The organism is Streptomyces sp. NPDC002671, from assembly GCF_053592475.1.
This window is the reverse complement of record NZ_JBSFVU010000011.1, coordinates 249,340-264,136: the sequence shown is the minus strand read 5'-3', so window position 1 is coordinate 264,136 and position 14,797 is coordinate 249,340. Positions and strand designations below refer to the sequence as shown.

Annotated in this window: 17 protein-coding genes; 11 read left to right on the top strand and 6 right to left on the bottom strand. The window is 71.2% G+C overall.

Annotation, left to right across the window (positions count from 1 at the left end; genetic code table 11):
• Positions 1–9: 9 nt before the first annotated feature.
• Complete coding sequence (locus ACWD35_RS19740; protein ID WP_451352548.1) at positions 10–816, bottom strand: hypothetical protein; 807 nt, start codon at positions 814–816, stop codon at positions 10–12.
• 314 nt (positions 817–1,130) lie between these two features.
• Here ACWD35_RS19740 and purN point away from each other — a divergent pair, with 314 nt between their 5' ends.
• Together purN and purH are read left to right on the top strand one after the other, a co-directional pair.
• Positions 1,131–1,769: a phosphoribosylglycinamide formyltransferase gene (gene purN, locus ACWD35_RS19735; RefSeq protein ID WP_451352547.1), complete on the top strand. Its 639-nt coding sequence runs from the start codon at positions 1,131–1,133 to the stop codon at positions 1,767–1,769.
• Positions 1,766–3,373, top strand: coding sequence for a bifunctional phosphoribosylaminoimidazolecarboxamide formyltransferase/IMP cyclohydrolase (purH, locus tag ACWD35_RS19730; protein ID WP_451352546.1), 1,608 nt, complete (start codon positions 1,766–1,768; stop codon positions 3,371–3,373). The genes purN and purH overlap by 4 nt, the downstream gene beginning before the upstream one ends.
• Here purH and ACWD35_RS19725 read toward each other — a convergent pair.
• Entirely contained in the window at positions 3,345–3,722 is a 378-nt protein-coding gene (locus tag ACWD35_RS19725) for an ATP-binding protein (RefSeq protein ID WP_451352545.1), read from the bottom strand. The genes purH and ACWD35_RS19725 overlap by 29 nt on opposite strands.
• Before the next feature lie 121 nt (positions 3,723–3,843).
• Positions 3,844–3,993: a hypothetical protein gene (locus ACWD35_RS19720; RefSeq protein WP_451352544.1), complete on the bottom strand. Its 150-nt coding sequence runs from the start codon at positions 3,991–3,993 to the stop codon at positions 3,844–3,846.
• 36 nt (positions 3,994–4,029) lie between these two features.
• Here ACWD35_RS19720 and ACWD35_RS19715 point away from each other — a divergent pair, with 36 nt between their 5' ends.
• Positions 4,030–4,170 carry a hypothetical protein gene (locus ACWD35_RS19715; RefSeq protein WP_451352543.1) on the top strand — a complete coding sequence of 47 codons (141 nt, stop codon included), beginning with the start codon at positions 4,030–4,032 and terminating at the stop codon, positions 4,168–4,170.
• Positions 4,171–4,319: 149 nt separating this feature from the next.
• Here the strand turns inward: ACWD35_RS19715 and ACWD35_RS19710 are convergent, their stop codons facing one another.
• From ACWD35_RS19710 to ACWD35_RS19700, 3 genes are read right to left on the bottom strand one after another with little or no spacing between them, the layout of a single operon-like run.
• Entirely contained in the window at positions 4,320–5,327 is a 1,008-nt protein-coding gene (locus ACWD35_RS19710) for a hypothetical protein (RefSeq protein ID WP_451352542.1), read from the bottom strand.
• Between the two features lie 5 nt (positions 5,328–5,332).
• The gene (locus ACWD35_RS19705; RefSeq protein WP_451352541.1) at positions 5,333–6,247 is read right to left on the bottom strand and encodes an ABC transporter ATP-binding protein; all 915 of its coding nucleotides are present in this window, start codon (positions 6,245–6,247) and stop codon (positions 5,333–5,335) included.
• Complete coding sequence (locus ACWD35_RS19700) at positions 6,244–6,711, bottom strand: GntR family transcriptional regulator (RefSeq protein ID WP_451352540.1); 468 nt, start codon at positions 6,709–6,711, stop codon at positions 6,244–6,246. Before ACWD35_RS19700 ends, ACWD35_RS19705 begins: the two co-directional genes overlap by 4 nt.
• Before the next feature lie 322 nt (positions 6,712–7,033).
• Here ACWD35_RS19700 and ACWD35_RS19695 point away from each other — a divergent pair, with 322 nt between their 5' ends.
• From ACWD35_RS19695 to ACWD35_RS19660, 8 genes are all read left to right on the top strand, one after another.
• Positions 7,034–7,261: a ferredoxin gene (locus ACWD35_RS19695; protein ID WP_451352539.1), complete on the top strand. Its 228-nt coding sequence runs from the start codon at positions 7,034–7,036 to the stop codon at positions 7,259–7,261.
• Entirely contained in the window at positions 7,258–8,661 is a 1,404-nt protein-coding gene (locus ACWD35_RS19690; RefSeq protein ID WP_451352538.1) for an NAD(P)/FAD-dependent oxidoreductase, read from the top strand. The genes ACWD35_RS19695 and ACWD35_RS19690 overlap by 4 nt, the downstream gene beginning before the upstream one ends.
• 49 nt (positions 8,662–8,710) lie before the next feature.
• A complete protein-coding gene (locus ACWD35_RS19685) occupies positions 8,711–9,964 on the top strand; it encodes a cytochrome P450 (RefSeq protein ID WP_451352537.1) in 1,254 nt (417 codons plus the stop codon).
• Between the two features lie 26 nt (positions 9,965–9,990).
• Positions 9,991–11,028, top strand: a complete 1,038-nt coding sequence (locus ACWD35_RS19680) for an NAD(P)-dependent alcohol dehydrogenase (protein WP_451352536.1) — start codon at positions 9,991–9,993, stop codon at positions 11,026–11,028.
• Positions 11,029–11,110: 82 nt separating this feature from the next.
• Positions 11,111–11,965, top strand: coding sequence for a bifunctional methylenetetrahydrofolate dehydrogenase/methenyltetrahydrofolate cyclohydrolase (locus tag ACWD35_RS19675; protein WP_451352535.1), 855 nt, complete (start codon positions 11,111–11,113; stop codon positions 11,963–11,965).
• A complete protein-coding gene (locus ACWD35_RS19670) occupies positions 11,955–12,371 on the top strand; it encodes a DUF3017 domain-containing protein (protein WP_451352534.1) in 417 nt (138 codons plus the stop codon). The genes ACWD35_RS19675 and ACWD35_RS19670 overlap by 11 nt, the downstream gene beginning before the upstream one ends.
• A gap of 243 nt (positions 12,372–12,614) precedes the next feature.
• Positions 12,615–13,289 (top strand): response regulator transcription factor, encoded by a 675-nt coding sequence (locus ACWD35_RS19665; RefSeq protein WP_451352533.1) that lies wholly within the window; start codon positions 12,615–12,617, stop codon positions 13,287–13,289.
• Positions 13,290–13,578: 289 nt separating this feature from the next.
• Positions 13,579–14,517 carry a DUF2690 domain-containing protein gene (locus ACWD35_RS19660; RefSeq protein WP_451352532.1) on the top strand — a complete coding sequence of 313 codons (939 nt, stop codon included), beginning with the start codon at positions 13,579–13,581 and terminating at the stop codon, positions 14,515–14,517.
• Positions 14,518–14,797: the final 280 nt, after the last annotated feature.

Sequence of the window (14,797 nt, the reverse complement as noted above, 5' to 3'; positions counted from 1 at the left end):
TGCCAGGCCTCAGCCGTTGTTGACCCCCAGCACCCCGCGCAGCTCGCGCGGCAGCAGCTGGTCGCAGGACTGCTTGGCCTCGTGGGTGAGGGCGTCGCTGACGCAGGTGTAGTAGTCGCGGTAGACCAGCTGCACGGTGAAGGTCGCGCCCACCAGGACCAGGGCCAGGGACCCCGCGACCAGGCCGCCGAGGGCCGCCGTCACCTGGGGGCGGCCCGTCGGGGCGGCCGGAGCCGGGGCGTCCGGGGCGGGGGTGCGGGGCTTGGCGCGCAGGGCGCTGATCGCCCAGTACAGGGCCAGCGCGCCCAGCAGCAGGGACACGTACGGCCAGCTGAACAGGGCGAAGAAGACGGCCCACATGCCCGACAGCAGTGCGTAGCGCGCGCGGCGCTGGGCCGGGTCCGTCGGGTCCCAGCGCATGCCGGGACCGCCCTGGCGGTCCGGGCCCTGGGGGCCGCCGCCGGGGCGTTCACCGAAGCCGCCGGGGCGCTGGCCGAAACCGCCGGGGGAGCGGCCCGGCTGCCGGTCGCTCCACTGGCTGCCCCAGGGGGAACCGCCCCCGGAACCCGAGGACCCATCGGAGCCCGAGGACCCCTCGGGGTGCCGGGGCTGCCAAGGCCGGTCCGGGGTGCCCTCCGGCGGTGGCGCGAAGGGGTTGTCGTCCTGCTGCTCACCACCCCGACCGTCGCCGTCCCGGCCGCCCTGGGGCGCCTCGGGCGGCGAGGCCGGCCGCTCCCGCAGCAGCAAGGCACCACGCTCGCCTCGCTGGGCCGGGCGCGAGGGAAACGTGAGGAGTCGCAGGCTGCGATCGGGCATCAAAAGAGCGTCTTCCCCTAGGTGAATACGGCAGTCCGACGTGAGCTTCCACCCCGTGAACGCACCGCACGACGACCGCGTTCCCGAGGCTGCTCGTATTCGATTCCTCCCGAACGCTACCTTCCGGCCACGCACCCGTCCCGAGGGGGCCTTCCGGAATGCCGGTATCGTTGCTGACGGTCGGCCGCTTCGTAGACTTCCCCGTATCCCGGGGGGCGAAGCATTCGTACGACTGTACAAACCCCGACTGTACAAACCCGCCGGGCCGGGCGACAGCCCGCCGGACACATCGCTTCCCGAGAAAGGGCCCCATCGTGGCCGCCACCACCCCTGGCCCCGCGGTCAAGCGCCTCGTCGTGCTGGTCTCCGGATCCGGCACCAACCTGCAGGCGCTCCTGGACGAGATCGAGCGCACCGGAGCCGATGCGTACGGCGCTCGGATCGTCGCCGTAGGGGCCGACCGCGACGGCATCGAGGGGCTCGCCCGCGCCGAGCGGGCCGGCCTGCCGACCTTCGTGTGCCGGGTGAAGGACTACGGCACCCGCGGGGAGTGGGACACGGCCCTCGCCGAGGCCGTCGCCGCCCACGAGCCGGACCTCGTGGTCTCCGCCGGGTTCATGAAGATCGTCGGGAAGGAATTCCTCGCGTCGTTCGGCGGCCGGTTCGTGAACACGCACCCGGCCCTGCTGCCCAGTTTTCCCGGGGCCCACGGCGTCCGCGACGCGCTCGCGTACGGCGCCAGGGTCACCGGCTGCACCGTCCACTTCGTCGACGACGGCGTCGACACCGGCCCGATCATCGCGCAGGGCGTGGTCGAGGTCCGGGACGAGGACGACGAGAGCGCGCTGCACGAGCGCATCAAGGAAGTCGAGCGAAGGCTGCTCGTCGAGGTCGTGGGGCGGCTCGCCCGCAACGGCTATCGCATTGAGGGACGAAAGGTAGTAATCCAGTGACCGCCGAGAGCACAGTCACGGCCGAGAGCAACCAGCGGGCCATTCGCCGCGCGCTCGTCAGCGTCTACGACAAGACCGGCCTGGAAGAGCTGGCCCGCGGCCTGCACGAGGCCGGCGTCGAGCTGGTCTCCACCGGCTCCACGGCCGGCCGGATCGCCGCCGCCGGCGTCCCCGTCACCAAGGTCGAGGAGCTGACCGGCTTCCCCGAGTGCCTGGACGGCCGCGTGAAGACCCTCCACCCGCGGGTGCACGCGGGCATCCTCGCGGACCTGCGCCTCGACAGCCACCGCGAGCAGCTCGCCGAGCTGGGCGTGGAGCCGTTCGACCTCGTCGTGGTCAACCTCTACCCGTTCCGCGAGACGGTCGCCTCCGGCGCCTCGGACGACGAGTGCGTGGAGCAGATCGACATCGGCGGTCCCTCCATGGTCCGCGCCGCCGCCAAGAACCACCCGTCCGTGGCCGTGGTCACCAGCCCCGAGCGGTACGCCGACGTCCTCGCGGCCGTGCAGGCCGGCGGCTTCGACCTGGCCACCCGCAAGCGCCTGGCCGCCGAGGCCTTCCAGCACACGGCCGCGTACGACGTGGCGGTCGCGTCCTGGTTCGCCTCCGGCTACGCCCCCGCGGACGCAGCATCTGACAGCGGCTCCGCCGCGGGCGAGTTCCCCGACTTCCTCGGCGCCACCTTCGAGCGCGCGCACACCCTCCGCTACGGCGAGAACCCGCACCAGCCCGCCGCCCTCTACGTCGACGGCAGCGGCGCCGGCCTCGCGAACGCGGAGCAGCTGCACGGCAAGGAGATGTCGTACAACAACTACACGGACACGGACGCCGCCCGCCGTGCCGCGTACGACCACGACGAGCCCTGCGTCGCGATCATCAAGCACGCCAACCCGTGCGGCATCGCGGTCGGCGCGGACGTCGCCGAGGCGCACCGCAAGGCGCACGCCTGCGACCCGGTCTCCGCGTACGGCGGTGTCATCGCCGTGAACCGCCCGGTCAGCAAGGAGATGGCCGAGCAGGTCGCGGAGATCTTCACCGAGGTCATCGTCGCGCCGGACTACGAGGAGGGGGCCCTGGAGGCCCTCACCAAGAAGAAGAACATCCGCGTGCTGAAGGCCCCGAACGGCCCGTGCAACAAGGTCGAGGCCAAGCAGATCGATGGCGGTGTCCTGCTCCAGGAGGCCGACCGTCTCCAGGACGCGGGCGACGACCCGGCCAACTGGACGCTGGCGACGGGCGAGGCGCTCTCCGCCGAGGAGCTGAAGGAGCTGGCCTTCGCCTGGAAGGCCTGCCGCGCGGTCAAGTCCAACGCGATCCTGCTCGCCAAGGACGGCGCCTCGGTCGGCGTCGGCATGGGCCAGGTCAACCGCGTCGACTCCTGCAAGCTCGCGGTCGAGCGGGCGGGCGAGGAGCGGGCCCGCGGTTCCTACGCGGCCTCCGACGCGTTCTTCCCCTTCCCCGACGGCCCCGAGATCCTCATCGGCGCGGGTGTCCGGGCGATCGTCCAGCCGGGCGGCTCGATCCGTGACGAACTCGTCGTGGAGGCCGCGAAGAAGGCGGGCGTGACGATGTACTTCACGGGCACGCGCCACTTCTTCCACTGAGCCCTCCACCGAGCCCTCCGGTGGTTTCGCCGGACAGTTCGCACCACACGGTCTTGCCGCCGGGGCAGTGCTCCACGCCCCGGCGCAGGGCCACGGCGTCGACCGGTAACAGGCCTCGGCCGGACTCCTCGTCCGCGCCGGGGCGGCGCCGTACGAGCCTGGCGTGGGCATCGGGGTCGGAGACCTCCAGCCGGGTACGGCCGCCGTTGTCTGCGGTTTCAAGGCGGGCCCGCCGGCGCGGACCCCGCGCGGCCGGGTCACGGGCCTGGCCGCTACGGCGCCGCCGCCACCCGAACGCGGCCCTCGCCGCGCAGAACAGCACACCGGGGCGGCCGGCAGCTGCCGGCAAGCCGACAGAACCGGGCAGTACCTCCGCCCGAAACCGCTTGTTGCGGCAGCCTGATCGGTATCGAACACCCTCTGAGGCCTGAGGCCTGAGGCCTGAGGCCTGAACGCCTGAGCCGCCGGGTTCAGCCGGTCTGGGGCTGCAGCCGGGCCGGCAGCAGCACTGCCACCGCGGCGGAGGCCAGCACCAGCGAGAGCGCGGACACCAGCATCGAGAGGTGCATACCGGCGATGAAGCCCGACCCGCCGGCCGCCAGGGCACCGAAGACCGCCACCCCGATGGCGCGCCGATCTGCCGGGCGGAGTTGAGGATGCCCGAGGTCAGGCAGGCCCGCTCGTGCTCTATCGCCTCCAGCATCGCGGTGGTCAGCGGCGGCACCGCGAGCCCACCGCCGATGCTTAGCGGCACCAGCGGCACCAGCAGCACCAGCACCAGGGCGAGCGCGGTCTGACCACGGTGTTGAAGGCGGTCATCGGCACGAACATCAGGCCGGCGCTCAACGGCGAGGCGTCGCACAGCTGTTGGAAGTAGAGGCTGAGCACGTTGACGAAGCCTTAGCAGCGTGCCGAGATCAGCGACTGCGGACGGTCGGACGCCGGGTCAGCCGATCTTGCGGCGGACCAGCCAGACCGTGACGATGGCCAGGAGCAGGGCGAGCAGGCCCGTCCAGCCGGCCTCGATGAACTGGAAGGACCAGAAGCGGCCGGCGGGGTGGTAGCTCGTCACGATGGTGTAGTGCCGGGCCTGGAGCCAGTCCCTGTAGGTGACCGAGGGAAGCCCGTTGCCAGGGGGGAGCTGCGCCAGGTACTTCATGTACAGGCTGTGGCTCTGGGCAGTGCCGAGCGGGTGACCGGTGGGATCCGTGTATGCGTTGCCGATCACCCAGTCCCGAGGGCCGGGCTTGCCGATGGTGGTCAGCGGCGTCATGTAGTGCCGGCGGAGCTTGTAGTCGGTCGCCATGAGCAGGCCGAACGCGCCGAGGAAGACCGTACCGACCGCGACCATGGTGCGGCGGATGAGCAGGCCGGCGAGGACGCCTGCCGTGAAGGCCAGCAGCGTCTGGACCGGGAAGACGATCCCCTCCAGCTCGAAGGTGAGAGGGTCACCGAATCCGCGGGGCAGGACGTGGTCCAGTGGGGCGTTGTACCACGTGTACAGGGCGCCGAATGCCTCCGTCACCGCGACCAGTGCCACCGCGATCAGGGTCAGCTTGGTCAGCAGCCAGCGGGTGCGCCCGGCCGCCTGTGTCCAGGCGAACCGGTAGGTGCCCGTCTCCAGTTCCCGTGCGATCAGAGGCCCTCCGAGGAAGGCACCGAATGCCCCTGGCAGCAGAAGGAGGAACAGGAAGGGCCACTTCGACCCGTACGAGGTGAACAGGTCGTCGGCGAGTTGCCGGCAGCGGCCGCTGGAGTAGGACGTGCACTGAGCCAGCCCCAGCTGGTCGTAGGTCGAACGTGCCTGCAGGCCTCCGGCCACCATCAGCGCGGCGAAGCAGGCCAGCATCGCCAGCAGGCCATAGAGAGCGAACCGGTGCTGGCGCCAGGTCACCCAGGCAAGGCCGAGCCGGGGCAGCGAGGTGCCGCGAGCCGGGGACGGTGCATCGGTCATTGCCATCAGTGGACCACCTGTTCGCCGTGTAGGGGTTTCGGGCCGGGCAGGGCCGAGGCGGAGGGTTCGCGCATGTAGGCGAGCACCAGTTCCTCCAGGCCGACCGGGTGCCGTTGCCAGCCCGGCGGTGCGGCCGACGGGTCGGGGGTGCGGACCAGCAGGTGCGCCTGGGCGGCAGTGCGTCGGTCCCGGACGACCGGGAAGCGCTGCGTGACGGAATCGGCCTGCGCGGCCGGACCTGTCCAGACGTGATGCCCGGCGACCAGTTCCTCGGCCTCACCGCAGACCTGGATCCGGCCGCCGTGTACGACGACCACGTAGTCGCACACCCGCTCCAGCTCCGCGACGACGTGGGAGGAGAACACCACCGAGATGCCGTCCTCCGACACGGCCGTCATCAACGCCGACATGAAGTCCTGGCGCGCAACGGGATCCAGCGCGGCCAACGGCTCGTCCAGGATGAGCAGTTCCGGGCGTTTGGCGAGCGCAAGGGAGAGCGCCACCTGTGAGCGCTGGCCGCCGGACAGAGCGCCGACCTTCTTCGCCAGTGGAATGCCCAGCTCCTTCAGGCGGTCCTGGGCACGGTCGGCATCCCATCGCCGGTTCATGACGCGCCCCATCCGCAGCATGTCGGCCACGGACAGATTGCGGTAGAGCGCCGCCTCCTGGGCAACGAAGGCGACCGCGTCAAGCGCGGCGGCCGACCCCGCAGGCCTGCCGCCTGCCACCCGCACCTGCCCCGTCGTCGCCCTGGTCAGGCCGACGGCCAGGCTCAACAGTGTTGTCTTGCCCGCACCGTTCGCGCCGACCAGGCCGACCACGTGTCCGGCCGGAACCGCCAGCGAGCAGTCCCGCAGGGCCCACGTGCGGCCGTAGCGCTTGCCGAGTCCGGCCGTCTCGATCGCCAGGTCGCTGCTCATGCGACCACCCCCGCCCGGCTGCTGCCGCCATCCTCGTCCGCGCGGCCTGCACGGCTCTGCCGCAGATCGTGCAGGGCCGCGGTGAACAGGGCACTCATGCCTTCCTCGTCCAGCCCGGCCTCGTTCGCCGTGCGCATCCAGGCCAGCAGGCTCTTGTGCAGGGCTGCCTGTTCCCGCAGGCCCACACGCTCCACGGTGCCCTCGACGAACGTCCCGACTCCCCGTCGGCCGGCCACCAAGCCCCGGTGTTCCAGCTCCCGGTAGGCCTTCAACACCGTGTTGGGATTGATCGCCAACCCGGCGACGACGTCCTTGACTCTCGGCAGCTGATCTCCATGCCGCAGATATCCCAGCCGGAGCGCCTGCTCCACCTGCTGGACCAGCTGCAAGTAGGTGGGCACCCCTGATCCCGGATCGAGGCGGAACTCGATCGGCGACGGCGAGCCATCTTTATCTAGATCCATAGTTATTGAGTTAAACCAGATTGCTGATCTTGCGTCAACCTCTTGAGCTGACCTCGCACCAGGGTCGTCGCACCCTCGCGCCGTCGTATGTGCCCAAGAGCGGGCGGTCCTCGCCGAGTTGGCGTGACCGTGCGGGGCACCTGCTTGGGGGTTATGGTCGTAAAGGCAGGGTGGAGGACCGCCCTGCGGCGGCACGGCCGGGGCACAGCCGGGGCGCACCTTCGGTGCCGACGCCCTCACATATGGCGGGCTCCCGCGCCGTGACACTCACCGTCAGTACGCGTCACCCCAAGTGAACGCCGTGGACGGAAGGGGTCTGCCCATGCGTATCGCCGTGGATCTGAATCGGTGTCAGGGGTACGCGCAGTGCGTGTACCTGGCTCACGAGGTCTTCAAGCTGACGGGCGATGAGGTGCTCTCCTACGAACCCAACCCCGATGACGAGCGACGCCTGCACGTACGGCGAGCCGCCGCGGCCTGCCCGGTGCAGGCGATCGTGGTCGACCGCCTGGACGACCCGGCCGACGCGGAGCGGGGCACGACGTCATGACCATGGCGGCAACGCTCTCGGAGCTGGTGCGCGACTTCAAGGCCCGCGGCCGGATCGTCATCGTCGGCGCCTCCCTGGCGGGACTGCGGGCCGCCGAAGCCCTGCGCGAGGAGGGCTTCACCGGGTCCCTGACCATCATCGGGGACGAGCCCTACGAGCCCTACGACCGTCCTCCGCTGTCCAAGCAGGTGCTCAAGGGGTGGGTGCCGGCCGGCAACACCACCCTGCCCCGCCTGCGGGAAGTGGACGCGGAGTGGCGCCTCGGGGTGCCCGCCACCCGGCTGGACCGGGCCCACAAGCGGGTCCACCTGGCCAACGGCGATGAGGTCCCGTACGACCGCCTGCTGATCGCCACGGGAACCCGCGCGCGGCAGTGGCCCAACCCGGCCGAGGCCGGCCTGGAGGGCGTGCACACCATGCGCTCGCGTGATGACGCCACGGCGCTGCAGCAGGCGCTGGCCGCGCGGCCCTCGCGGGTGCTCATCATCGGCGCCGGGTTCATCGGCTCGGAGGCGGCCTCCGTCTGCCGGGACCTCGACATCCCGGTGACGGTCGCCGAGCGCGGCGCGGCGCCGCTGATCGGCGCGCTCGGCGGGGTGATCGGCGAGATCGCCGCTGAGACGCAGCGCGACCACGGCGTGGACCTGCGCTGCGGGGTGGGCGTGCTGTCGCTGGAGGGCGACGGCGCCGGACACGTACGGGGCGCCCGGCTCTCGGACGGGACCACCGTGGAGGCCGACCTGGTGCTGGCCTCGCTGGGCTCGATCCGCAACGTGGAATGGCTGGACGGCGCCGGGCTGGCAGTCGGCTTCTGGGGCGTCGGCTGCGACGCCGGAGGCCGGGCCTTCGACATCAACGGAGTGGTGACCGACTCCGTCTACGTGGCGGGGGACGTCGCCCGCCAGCCCTACGTGCTGTACGAGTACGAGTTCCTCGCGATGGAGCACTGGGACAACGCGGTCTTCGGCGCCCAGGTCGCGGCCCACAACATGGTGAACCTCGAACCCCACTACCGGCCGAACCTGTTGCTCCCCAGCTTCTGGTCCGGCCAGTTCGGCATGAACATCAAGTCCGTCGGCGTACCGCCCTTCGGCGAGGAGATCATCTTCACCCAGGGGTCGGTGAAAGAGCGCCGCTTCATCGCCGCCTACGGCCACCGGGGCCGCACCGTCGCCGCCGTCGCCTTCGACCAGGGCAAGTGGCTGCAGCACTACGGGCGGCTGATCGAGCAGTCGGCTCCGTTCCCGCCCCCGCCGCCGGGCTGGGACGTGCCCGACTACATGCAGGCGATGCCGGCCGGGTTCCCCGCGCCGGGCGCCCCGGCCGCGGTGCCCGACGTGGTCCTGACCGGCCACGACCCGACCGAGCGGCGGGCCGAGTTCCGGCCCCGAAGCCGCTGACGAGCGCCACAGCGACCGCGAGCGCAACAGCGACAGGTGGTGAGGAACCGTGGTCGAGGAAACTCCCTGGCAGCAGGCTCTCCGCTATGCCAACCGCGCCAATCCGTACCCCTTCTACGAGGAGCTCAGGAAGACGCCGGTGTCGCGGCAGCCGGACGGCACCTACGTCGTCAGCACCTACCGGGAGGTCGTCTCGCTGCTCCACGACAACCGGGTCAGCTCGGATTACACGAAGCGCCCCCGGGCGGTCACGGCGGAGCCGGGGCACGAGTCGATTCTCCAGGTCGCCGGTGTGGCGCCGAACATCATCACCGTGGACCCGCCCGAACACGACCGGGCTCGGCGCCTGATGATCCGGCACTTCTACGGCCCGCCCGAGTCACCCGACTGGATCTCCCGCCTGGAGCCCGAGATCCGCCGCATCGTCGGCGATCTCCTGGACAAGCTGCGCGGCAAGACCCGCTTCGACGCCGTCGACGAGTTCGCCTACCCCCTGCCGGTGACCGTGATCTGCGAGATCCTCGGCGTGCCGATGAAGGACGAACCGCTCTTCCACGCCTGGATCCACACGGCCCTGGAAGCCCTGGACCTCGGCCCGGAGGCGGGCGACGAGGAGATACGGAGTCAAGCGCAGGAGGGCCGGCAGAGCGTCAAGAAGTTCGAGCAGTACCTGGCCGGGCTGCTCGACCAGTACGCCAAGGAGCCCGGCCCCGGCATGCTCTCGGCGATGGTGCACGACCGCGGCCCGAACGGTCCCATGCCCAGGGACGTTCTCATCAGCAATGCCTTGCTCCTGCTCTTCGCCGGGCATGAGACCACGGTCAATCTGATCGCCCACAGCGTGCTCACCCTGCTCAGGCACCCCGACGCGCTGGACAAGCTGCGCCGTCGGCCCGAGCTGATCGTGACCGGGGTCGAGGAACTGCTGCGCTTCGAGTCGTCGGTCCAGTTCTGGCACACCCGCTCCGCCCTCGCGGACATCGAGATCGCGGGCACCACCATCCCGAAGGGCGCGCCGATCTTCCTGGCGTACGGCTCGGCGAACCGTGACCCGGAACGGTTCGAGAACCCCGACCAGGTCGACCTCGAACGCCCCGACAACCAGCACGTCGGCTTCAGCCAGGGCATCCACTTCTGCTTCGGCGCCCCGCTCGCCCGGCTCGAAGTCCAGGTCGCCGTCAGCGAGTTCGTCCGCCGCGCGGAGAACCCGCGACTGGTCGAAGACCCGCCGCCGTACCGTCACAACCAGATCTTCCGCGGCCCGCGCCACGTCCTGGTCGACGTCGACGGCATCCGCGACTGACGCGGTACTTGCCGCAGAGGATCACCATGCGCGCTTTTCGACTCGTCGAATGGCAGAAGCCGCCGGAGCTGCGCGAGGTGCCGGTTCCCGAGCCTGGTCCGGGGCAGGTCCTGCTGAAGGTCGCGGGCGCCGGCGCCTGCCACTCCGACCTGCACATCATGGAGGAACCGGGGCCCGAGAGCGGCGAGGGGCTGCCCTTCACGCTCGGCCATGAGAACGCGGGGTGGGTGGAAACACTGGGCCCGGGTGTCACCGGCTTCGCCCCCGGAGACCCTGTGATCGTCTACGGCCCCTGGGGCTGCGGAATGTGTGCCAACTGCCGGGAGGGCCGGGAAAACTACTGCCAGGTGACCAGCGGTCTGGGCGGGGGCCTGGGCGGTCACGACGGCGGAATGGCCGAGTACCTGCTGGTCCCGGCGGCACGGCTCCTGATCCCGCTGGGCGACCTCGACCCTCGCGAGGCCGCCCCGCTCAGCGACGCGGGCCTGACGAGCTACCACGCCGTCAAGCGGTCACTGCACCTGCTGGGTCCCGGCTCGACCGCGGTGGTGATCGGGGCGGGCGGACTGGGCCAGATGGCCATCCAGATCCTGCGCGCACTCAGCGCGGCGACCGTGATCGTCGCCGTGGACACCGCGGCCGACAAGCTGGAGACCGCCAAGCGCATGGGCGCGGACGAGGCCCTGCTCTCGGGCGACGAGGCGGTCACACGTATCAAGGACATGACACGCCGGCAGGGCGCCGAGCTGGTGCTGGACATGGTCGGCGTGGACCCGACCCTGCGGACGGCCGCCCAGGTGGCCCGAGTGCTCGGCCACCTCACCATCGTCGGCCTCGGCGGCGGAGCCCTGCCGGTCAACTTCTTCAGCCCGCCGCACGAGTGCTCGGTCGCCTCCCCCTACTGGGGCTACCTCACCGAACTCATGGAAGTCATCACCCTCGCCCGGCAACAGAAGATCAAGCTGCTGGTCGAGCACTTCCCCCTGGAACGCGCCGCCGAGGCCTACCAGCTCCTGCACGACGGCAAGATCAAAGGACGCGCGGTCATCGTCCCTCACGGTTGAGGAGTTCGCACGAGTGCAACATCGCCGATCACGTGGCGACCCTGATTGGAACCTGAGGCCCGTCATCCGCGAGGATGGTGCCATGACCGCCCAGATTCTCGATGGCAAGGCCACCGCAGCCGCGATCAAGTCCGATCTGACCGTCCGCGTGGCGGCGCTGAAGGAGAAGGGCTTCACGCCCGGCCTCGGCACGATCCTGGTCGGGGAAGACCCCGGCAGCCGGAAGTACGTGGCCGGCAAGCACCGCGACTGCCGCGAGGTCGGCATCGCCTCCATCCAGCGGGAGCTGCCCGCCACCGCCACCCAGGAGGAGATCGAGGCGGTGGTGCGGGAACTGAACGAGGACCCGGCCTGCACCGGCTACATCGTCCAGCTCCCGCTGCCCAAGGGCATCGACGAGAACCGCATCCTGGAGCTGATGGACCCGGAGAAGGACGCGGACGGCCTTCACCCGATGAACCTGGGACGGCTGGTGCTGGGCGAGCCCGCGCCGCTGCCCTGCACCCCGAACGGCGTACTCACCCTGCTGCGCCGCCACGGCGTCGAGACCAAGGGCGCCGAGGTCGTCGTCGTCGGCCGGGGCGTGACCATCGGGCGCCCGATGCCGCTGCTGCTCACCCGGCGCAGCGAGAACGCCACCGTGACCCAGTGCCACACCGGCACCCGTGACCTGTCCTGGCACCTCAAGAAGGCCGACATCATCGTCGCGGCGGCCGGCTCCCCGTACCTGATCCGCGCCGAGGACGTGAAGCCGGGCGCGGCCGTTCTCGACGTCGGCGTCTCGCGGAACGCGGACGGCAAGATCGTCGGGGACGTGCACCCGGACGTCGCCGAGGTGGCCGGGTGGATCTCCCCGAACCCGGGCGGTGTGGGCCCCATGACCCGGGCGCAGCTGCTGGTCAACGTGGTCGAGGCGGCGGAGCGCCGTGCCGGCTGAGGACGCCCGCGGCGGGCGGCCCTCGCGCCGCTTCCCGCGGATCACCAGGGACACGGCGCGCCCCGAGGGCGGCGGCCGGGCGGCCGGGGGTGACGCGCCGGCGCCCTACCGGCAGTGGCCCCTGCTGGTCGTGCTGGGCACGGTCGCCCTCGGCCTGCTGCTGACCTCGCTCGACCTGTTCCGCTACGGGACCCTGCTGATCGGCGCCGCCCTGCTGGCCGGCGCGGTCATGCGCTGGATACTGCCGAGTGTCGGCATGCTCGCCGTACGCTCGCGCTTCACGGACATCGTCACCTACGGCATCCTCGGCCTCGTCATCGTCCTGCTGGCGTTGATGGCCCAGCCCAAGCCGTGGCTGCAGCTCCCCTTCCTCAAGGACACCCTGCACCTGACGGTCACCAAGTAGCCGCCGAGCAGCGGCAGCGGTGCCCGTACGACCTGTGGCCCGCGTCTCCCCCGGGGACGCGGGCCACCGGCGTCTTCCCCCGTTCCCCGGATCGACCGTACGGGCGCCGGGCCGCCCGCTGCGTCCGACCCCGGGCGGAACTCCTCGTACCGCCAGGGTGTTCCGGGCGGTCCGGCACTGCAACTTCCGTGGTACGCCTGTGGATTGACTCCCCGCCCCGGCCTCGGGCGTTACCCTGCGACAGTGCAGCTGAGGACCCCCCGCCCCCTCGCCGTGGACACACTGATCGCTGTCGCCATGGCCGTGGTCGCCGTCCTGCTCGGGCGGGAGTCGCGCTCGCAGGGCTGGCCGGAACTCGACGCCCGCGCCTATGTGTTCGTCGCCCTCGCCCACCTGCCGGTCGCCCTGCGCGGCCGGTGGCCGCTCGCCGTGTTCGCCGTCGTCCAGGCGGCGTTCGTCGGCTACATCACCCTCGGCTACTGGCCGGTGGTGTGCACCTTCGGCTCCATGCTCGCGCTGTACACGGTGGCCTCCGTTCGCCCGGTGCGCACCGCCCTGGTCTGCGCGGCCTGTATGACCGGCGTGTGGGCGTACGCCGGGGTGGTCAGCGACACTCCCTCCATGGCGTCCGTGCTGGGGCAGGCGCTGCTGTACTGCTCGGCCTTCGCCCGGCAGCAGGGCCCCGCGCAGGGCGGGGCGGCCCCGCCCGACCTCGGCGTGCTCACCTCCCGCGAGGTGGAGGTCCTCAAGCTCACCGCACGCGGCCTGTCCAACCTGGAGATCGCCGACCGCCTCTACATCAGCGAGGCCACGGTCAAGACCCACCTCAACCGCACGATGACCAAGCTCGACCTGGGCAGCCGGGCCCAGGCGGTGGTTGTGGCGTACGAGTCGGGACTCGTGACGCCGGGCGGGTGAACGCCCCCCCGCGGGCCGGTGGACATGCGGAACGGTGGCCCGCCCCCTCCCCCGATGAGGGGCGGGCCGCCGTCGCAGACTCAGCCTTCCCTGCCGAGAACTGCCTGTTCAACGCCTGTCTGTGCGCTGTGGCACGGAAGTGACCGTTCCGCTACCGTGTCCGCGCTCTGCCACATGTCGGGGCCAAGGGGGGCCCGCGACGCCGACAAGATCCAGAAGACACCCCCTGGGTGCCCGATCGGGGCGGCACGGGGGACCATTGGGGCGTACCGCGTATTGGGGGGAAGCGATGCCTCGTTGGAAGGCCCTGCCGGACGATCTGGATCCGCAGATCAAGGAGTTCATCGGTGAGTTGCGGCTGCTCGTCGACCGCAGCGGCCTGAACACCGCGACGCTGGCCGGCCGCACGGGCTACGCCAAGACGTCCTGGGAGCGTTACCTGGGCGGCGAGTTGCTCGCGCCCAAGGGCGCGGCCGTCGCGCTCGCCGAGGTCACCGGCGCCGGCACGGTTCACCTGACGACGCTGTGGGAGCTGGCCGAACGCGCCTGGAACCGCGCGGAGGCGCGGCACGACACCACCATGCAGGCGCTCCGGATCTCCCAGGCGGGCGCGGCGCCGGGGGAGTTCGGGGAAGCGGGCGGTGCGAGCGGCCCGGGAGGCGCCCCGGATCCGTACGACGGCGGGGCGCGGCCTTTGCGGCCGGGCTCCGCGGGCACGGCGAGCGCGAACAGGCACCGCGTGACGATGTTCCTCGCGGGCCTGGCCGGTGTGCTCGTCATCATCGCCGGGGTCTTCTTCTTCACCCGTCAGGGCGGCGGCGAGAAGCACGAGCGCGCCGCCACGCCGCCCCCGTCCTCGCCCGCCCCGTCCGCCACCCACCCGACCCTGCCCGCCGGGGTCAAGTGCGCCCACTCCGCCTGTACCGGCAAGGACGCCGAGGCCATGGGGTGCAGCGGCGAACTGGTGACCACCGCGAAGACCGCCACCATCGGCACCGTCACCCTGGAGGTCCGCTACAGCAGGACGTGCGGCGCCGCCTGGGGGCGGATCACCGACGCCTCCCCGGGCGACACGGTGCAGCTCTCCGTGGGCACGGTCCGGGAACGCGGTGACATCGCCGGTGCCGGGGACACCATCGCGTACACGCCGATGGTGGCCGTACGGGACGCGAGCGCGGCCCGGGCCTGCGCGACCCTCGCCGACGGGCGGACGGGGTGCACGCGGTAGTGAGCCAAGAAACGTGAACTATTTCGGGTGACGGACGCATGGCCCGCCGAATCCGGGGCACGCGAACCGTACCCCCACGGGATCCGGGCAATCCGGTACCCCCCATGGCGGCCGTCCTCGTCCACCCTCTCCCGGACGGACGGCCGCCGCTTTCGTTCACAGCCGCCAGATTCGTTGTACTTCTTCCACCAGTTCGTGCAGCAGGAGACTTGTGGGGTGAGCCACAGGGCCCGGGACGTCTCGCATGCCGGATGCGCGATAGCCTGACCGCTGGATTCTC

Bases quoted from the DNA above. Each gene is read 5' to 3' on its own strand.
- ACWD35_RS19740 (WP_451352548.1), bottom strand. From the start codon at position 816: ATGCCCGATCGCAGCCTGCGACTCCTCACGTTTCCCTCGCGCCCGGCC.
- ACWD35_RS19690 (WP_451352538.1), top strand. From the start codon at position 7,258: ATGACCATGGCGGCAACGCTCTCGGAGCTGGTGCGCGACTTCAAGGCC.
- ACWD35_RS19660 (WP_451352532.1), top strand. From the start codon at position 13,579: ATGCCTCGTTGGAAGGCCCTGCCGGACGATCTGGATCCGCAGATCAAG.
- ACWD35_RS19710 (WP_451352542.1), bottom strand. From the start codon at position 5,327: ATGACCGATGCACCGTCCCCGGCTCGCGGCACCTCGCTGCCCCGGCTC.
- ACWD35_RS19715 (WP_451352543.1), top strand. From the start codon at position 4,030: ATGCCCGAGGTCAGGCAGGCCCGCTCGTGCTCTATCGCCTCCAGCATC.
- ACWD35_RS19700 (WP_451352540.1), bottom strand. From the start codon at position 6,711: ATGGATCTAGATAAAGATGGCTCGCCGTCGCCGATCGAGTTCCGCCTC.
- ACWD35_RS19705 (WP_451352541.1), bottom strand. From the start codon at position 6,247: ATGAGCAGCGACCTGGCGATCGAGACGGCCGGACTCGGCAAGCGCTAC.
- ACWD35_RS19680 (WP_451352536.1), top strand. From the start codon at position 9,991: ATGCGCGCTTTTCGACTCGTCGAATGGCAGAAGCCGCCGGAGCTGCGC.
- ACWD35_RS19695 (WP_451352539.1), top strand. From the start codon at position 7,034: ATGCGTATCGCCGTGGATCTGAATCGGTGTCAGGGGTACGCGCAGTGC.
- ACWD35_RS19675 (WP_451352535.1), top strand. From the start codon at position 11,111: ATGACCGCCCAGATTCTCGATGGCAAGGCCACCGCAGCCGCGATCAAG.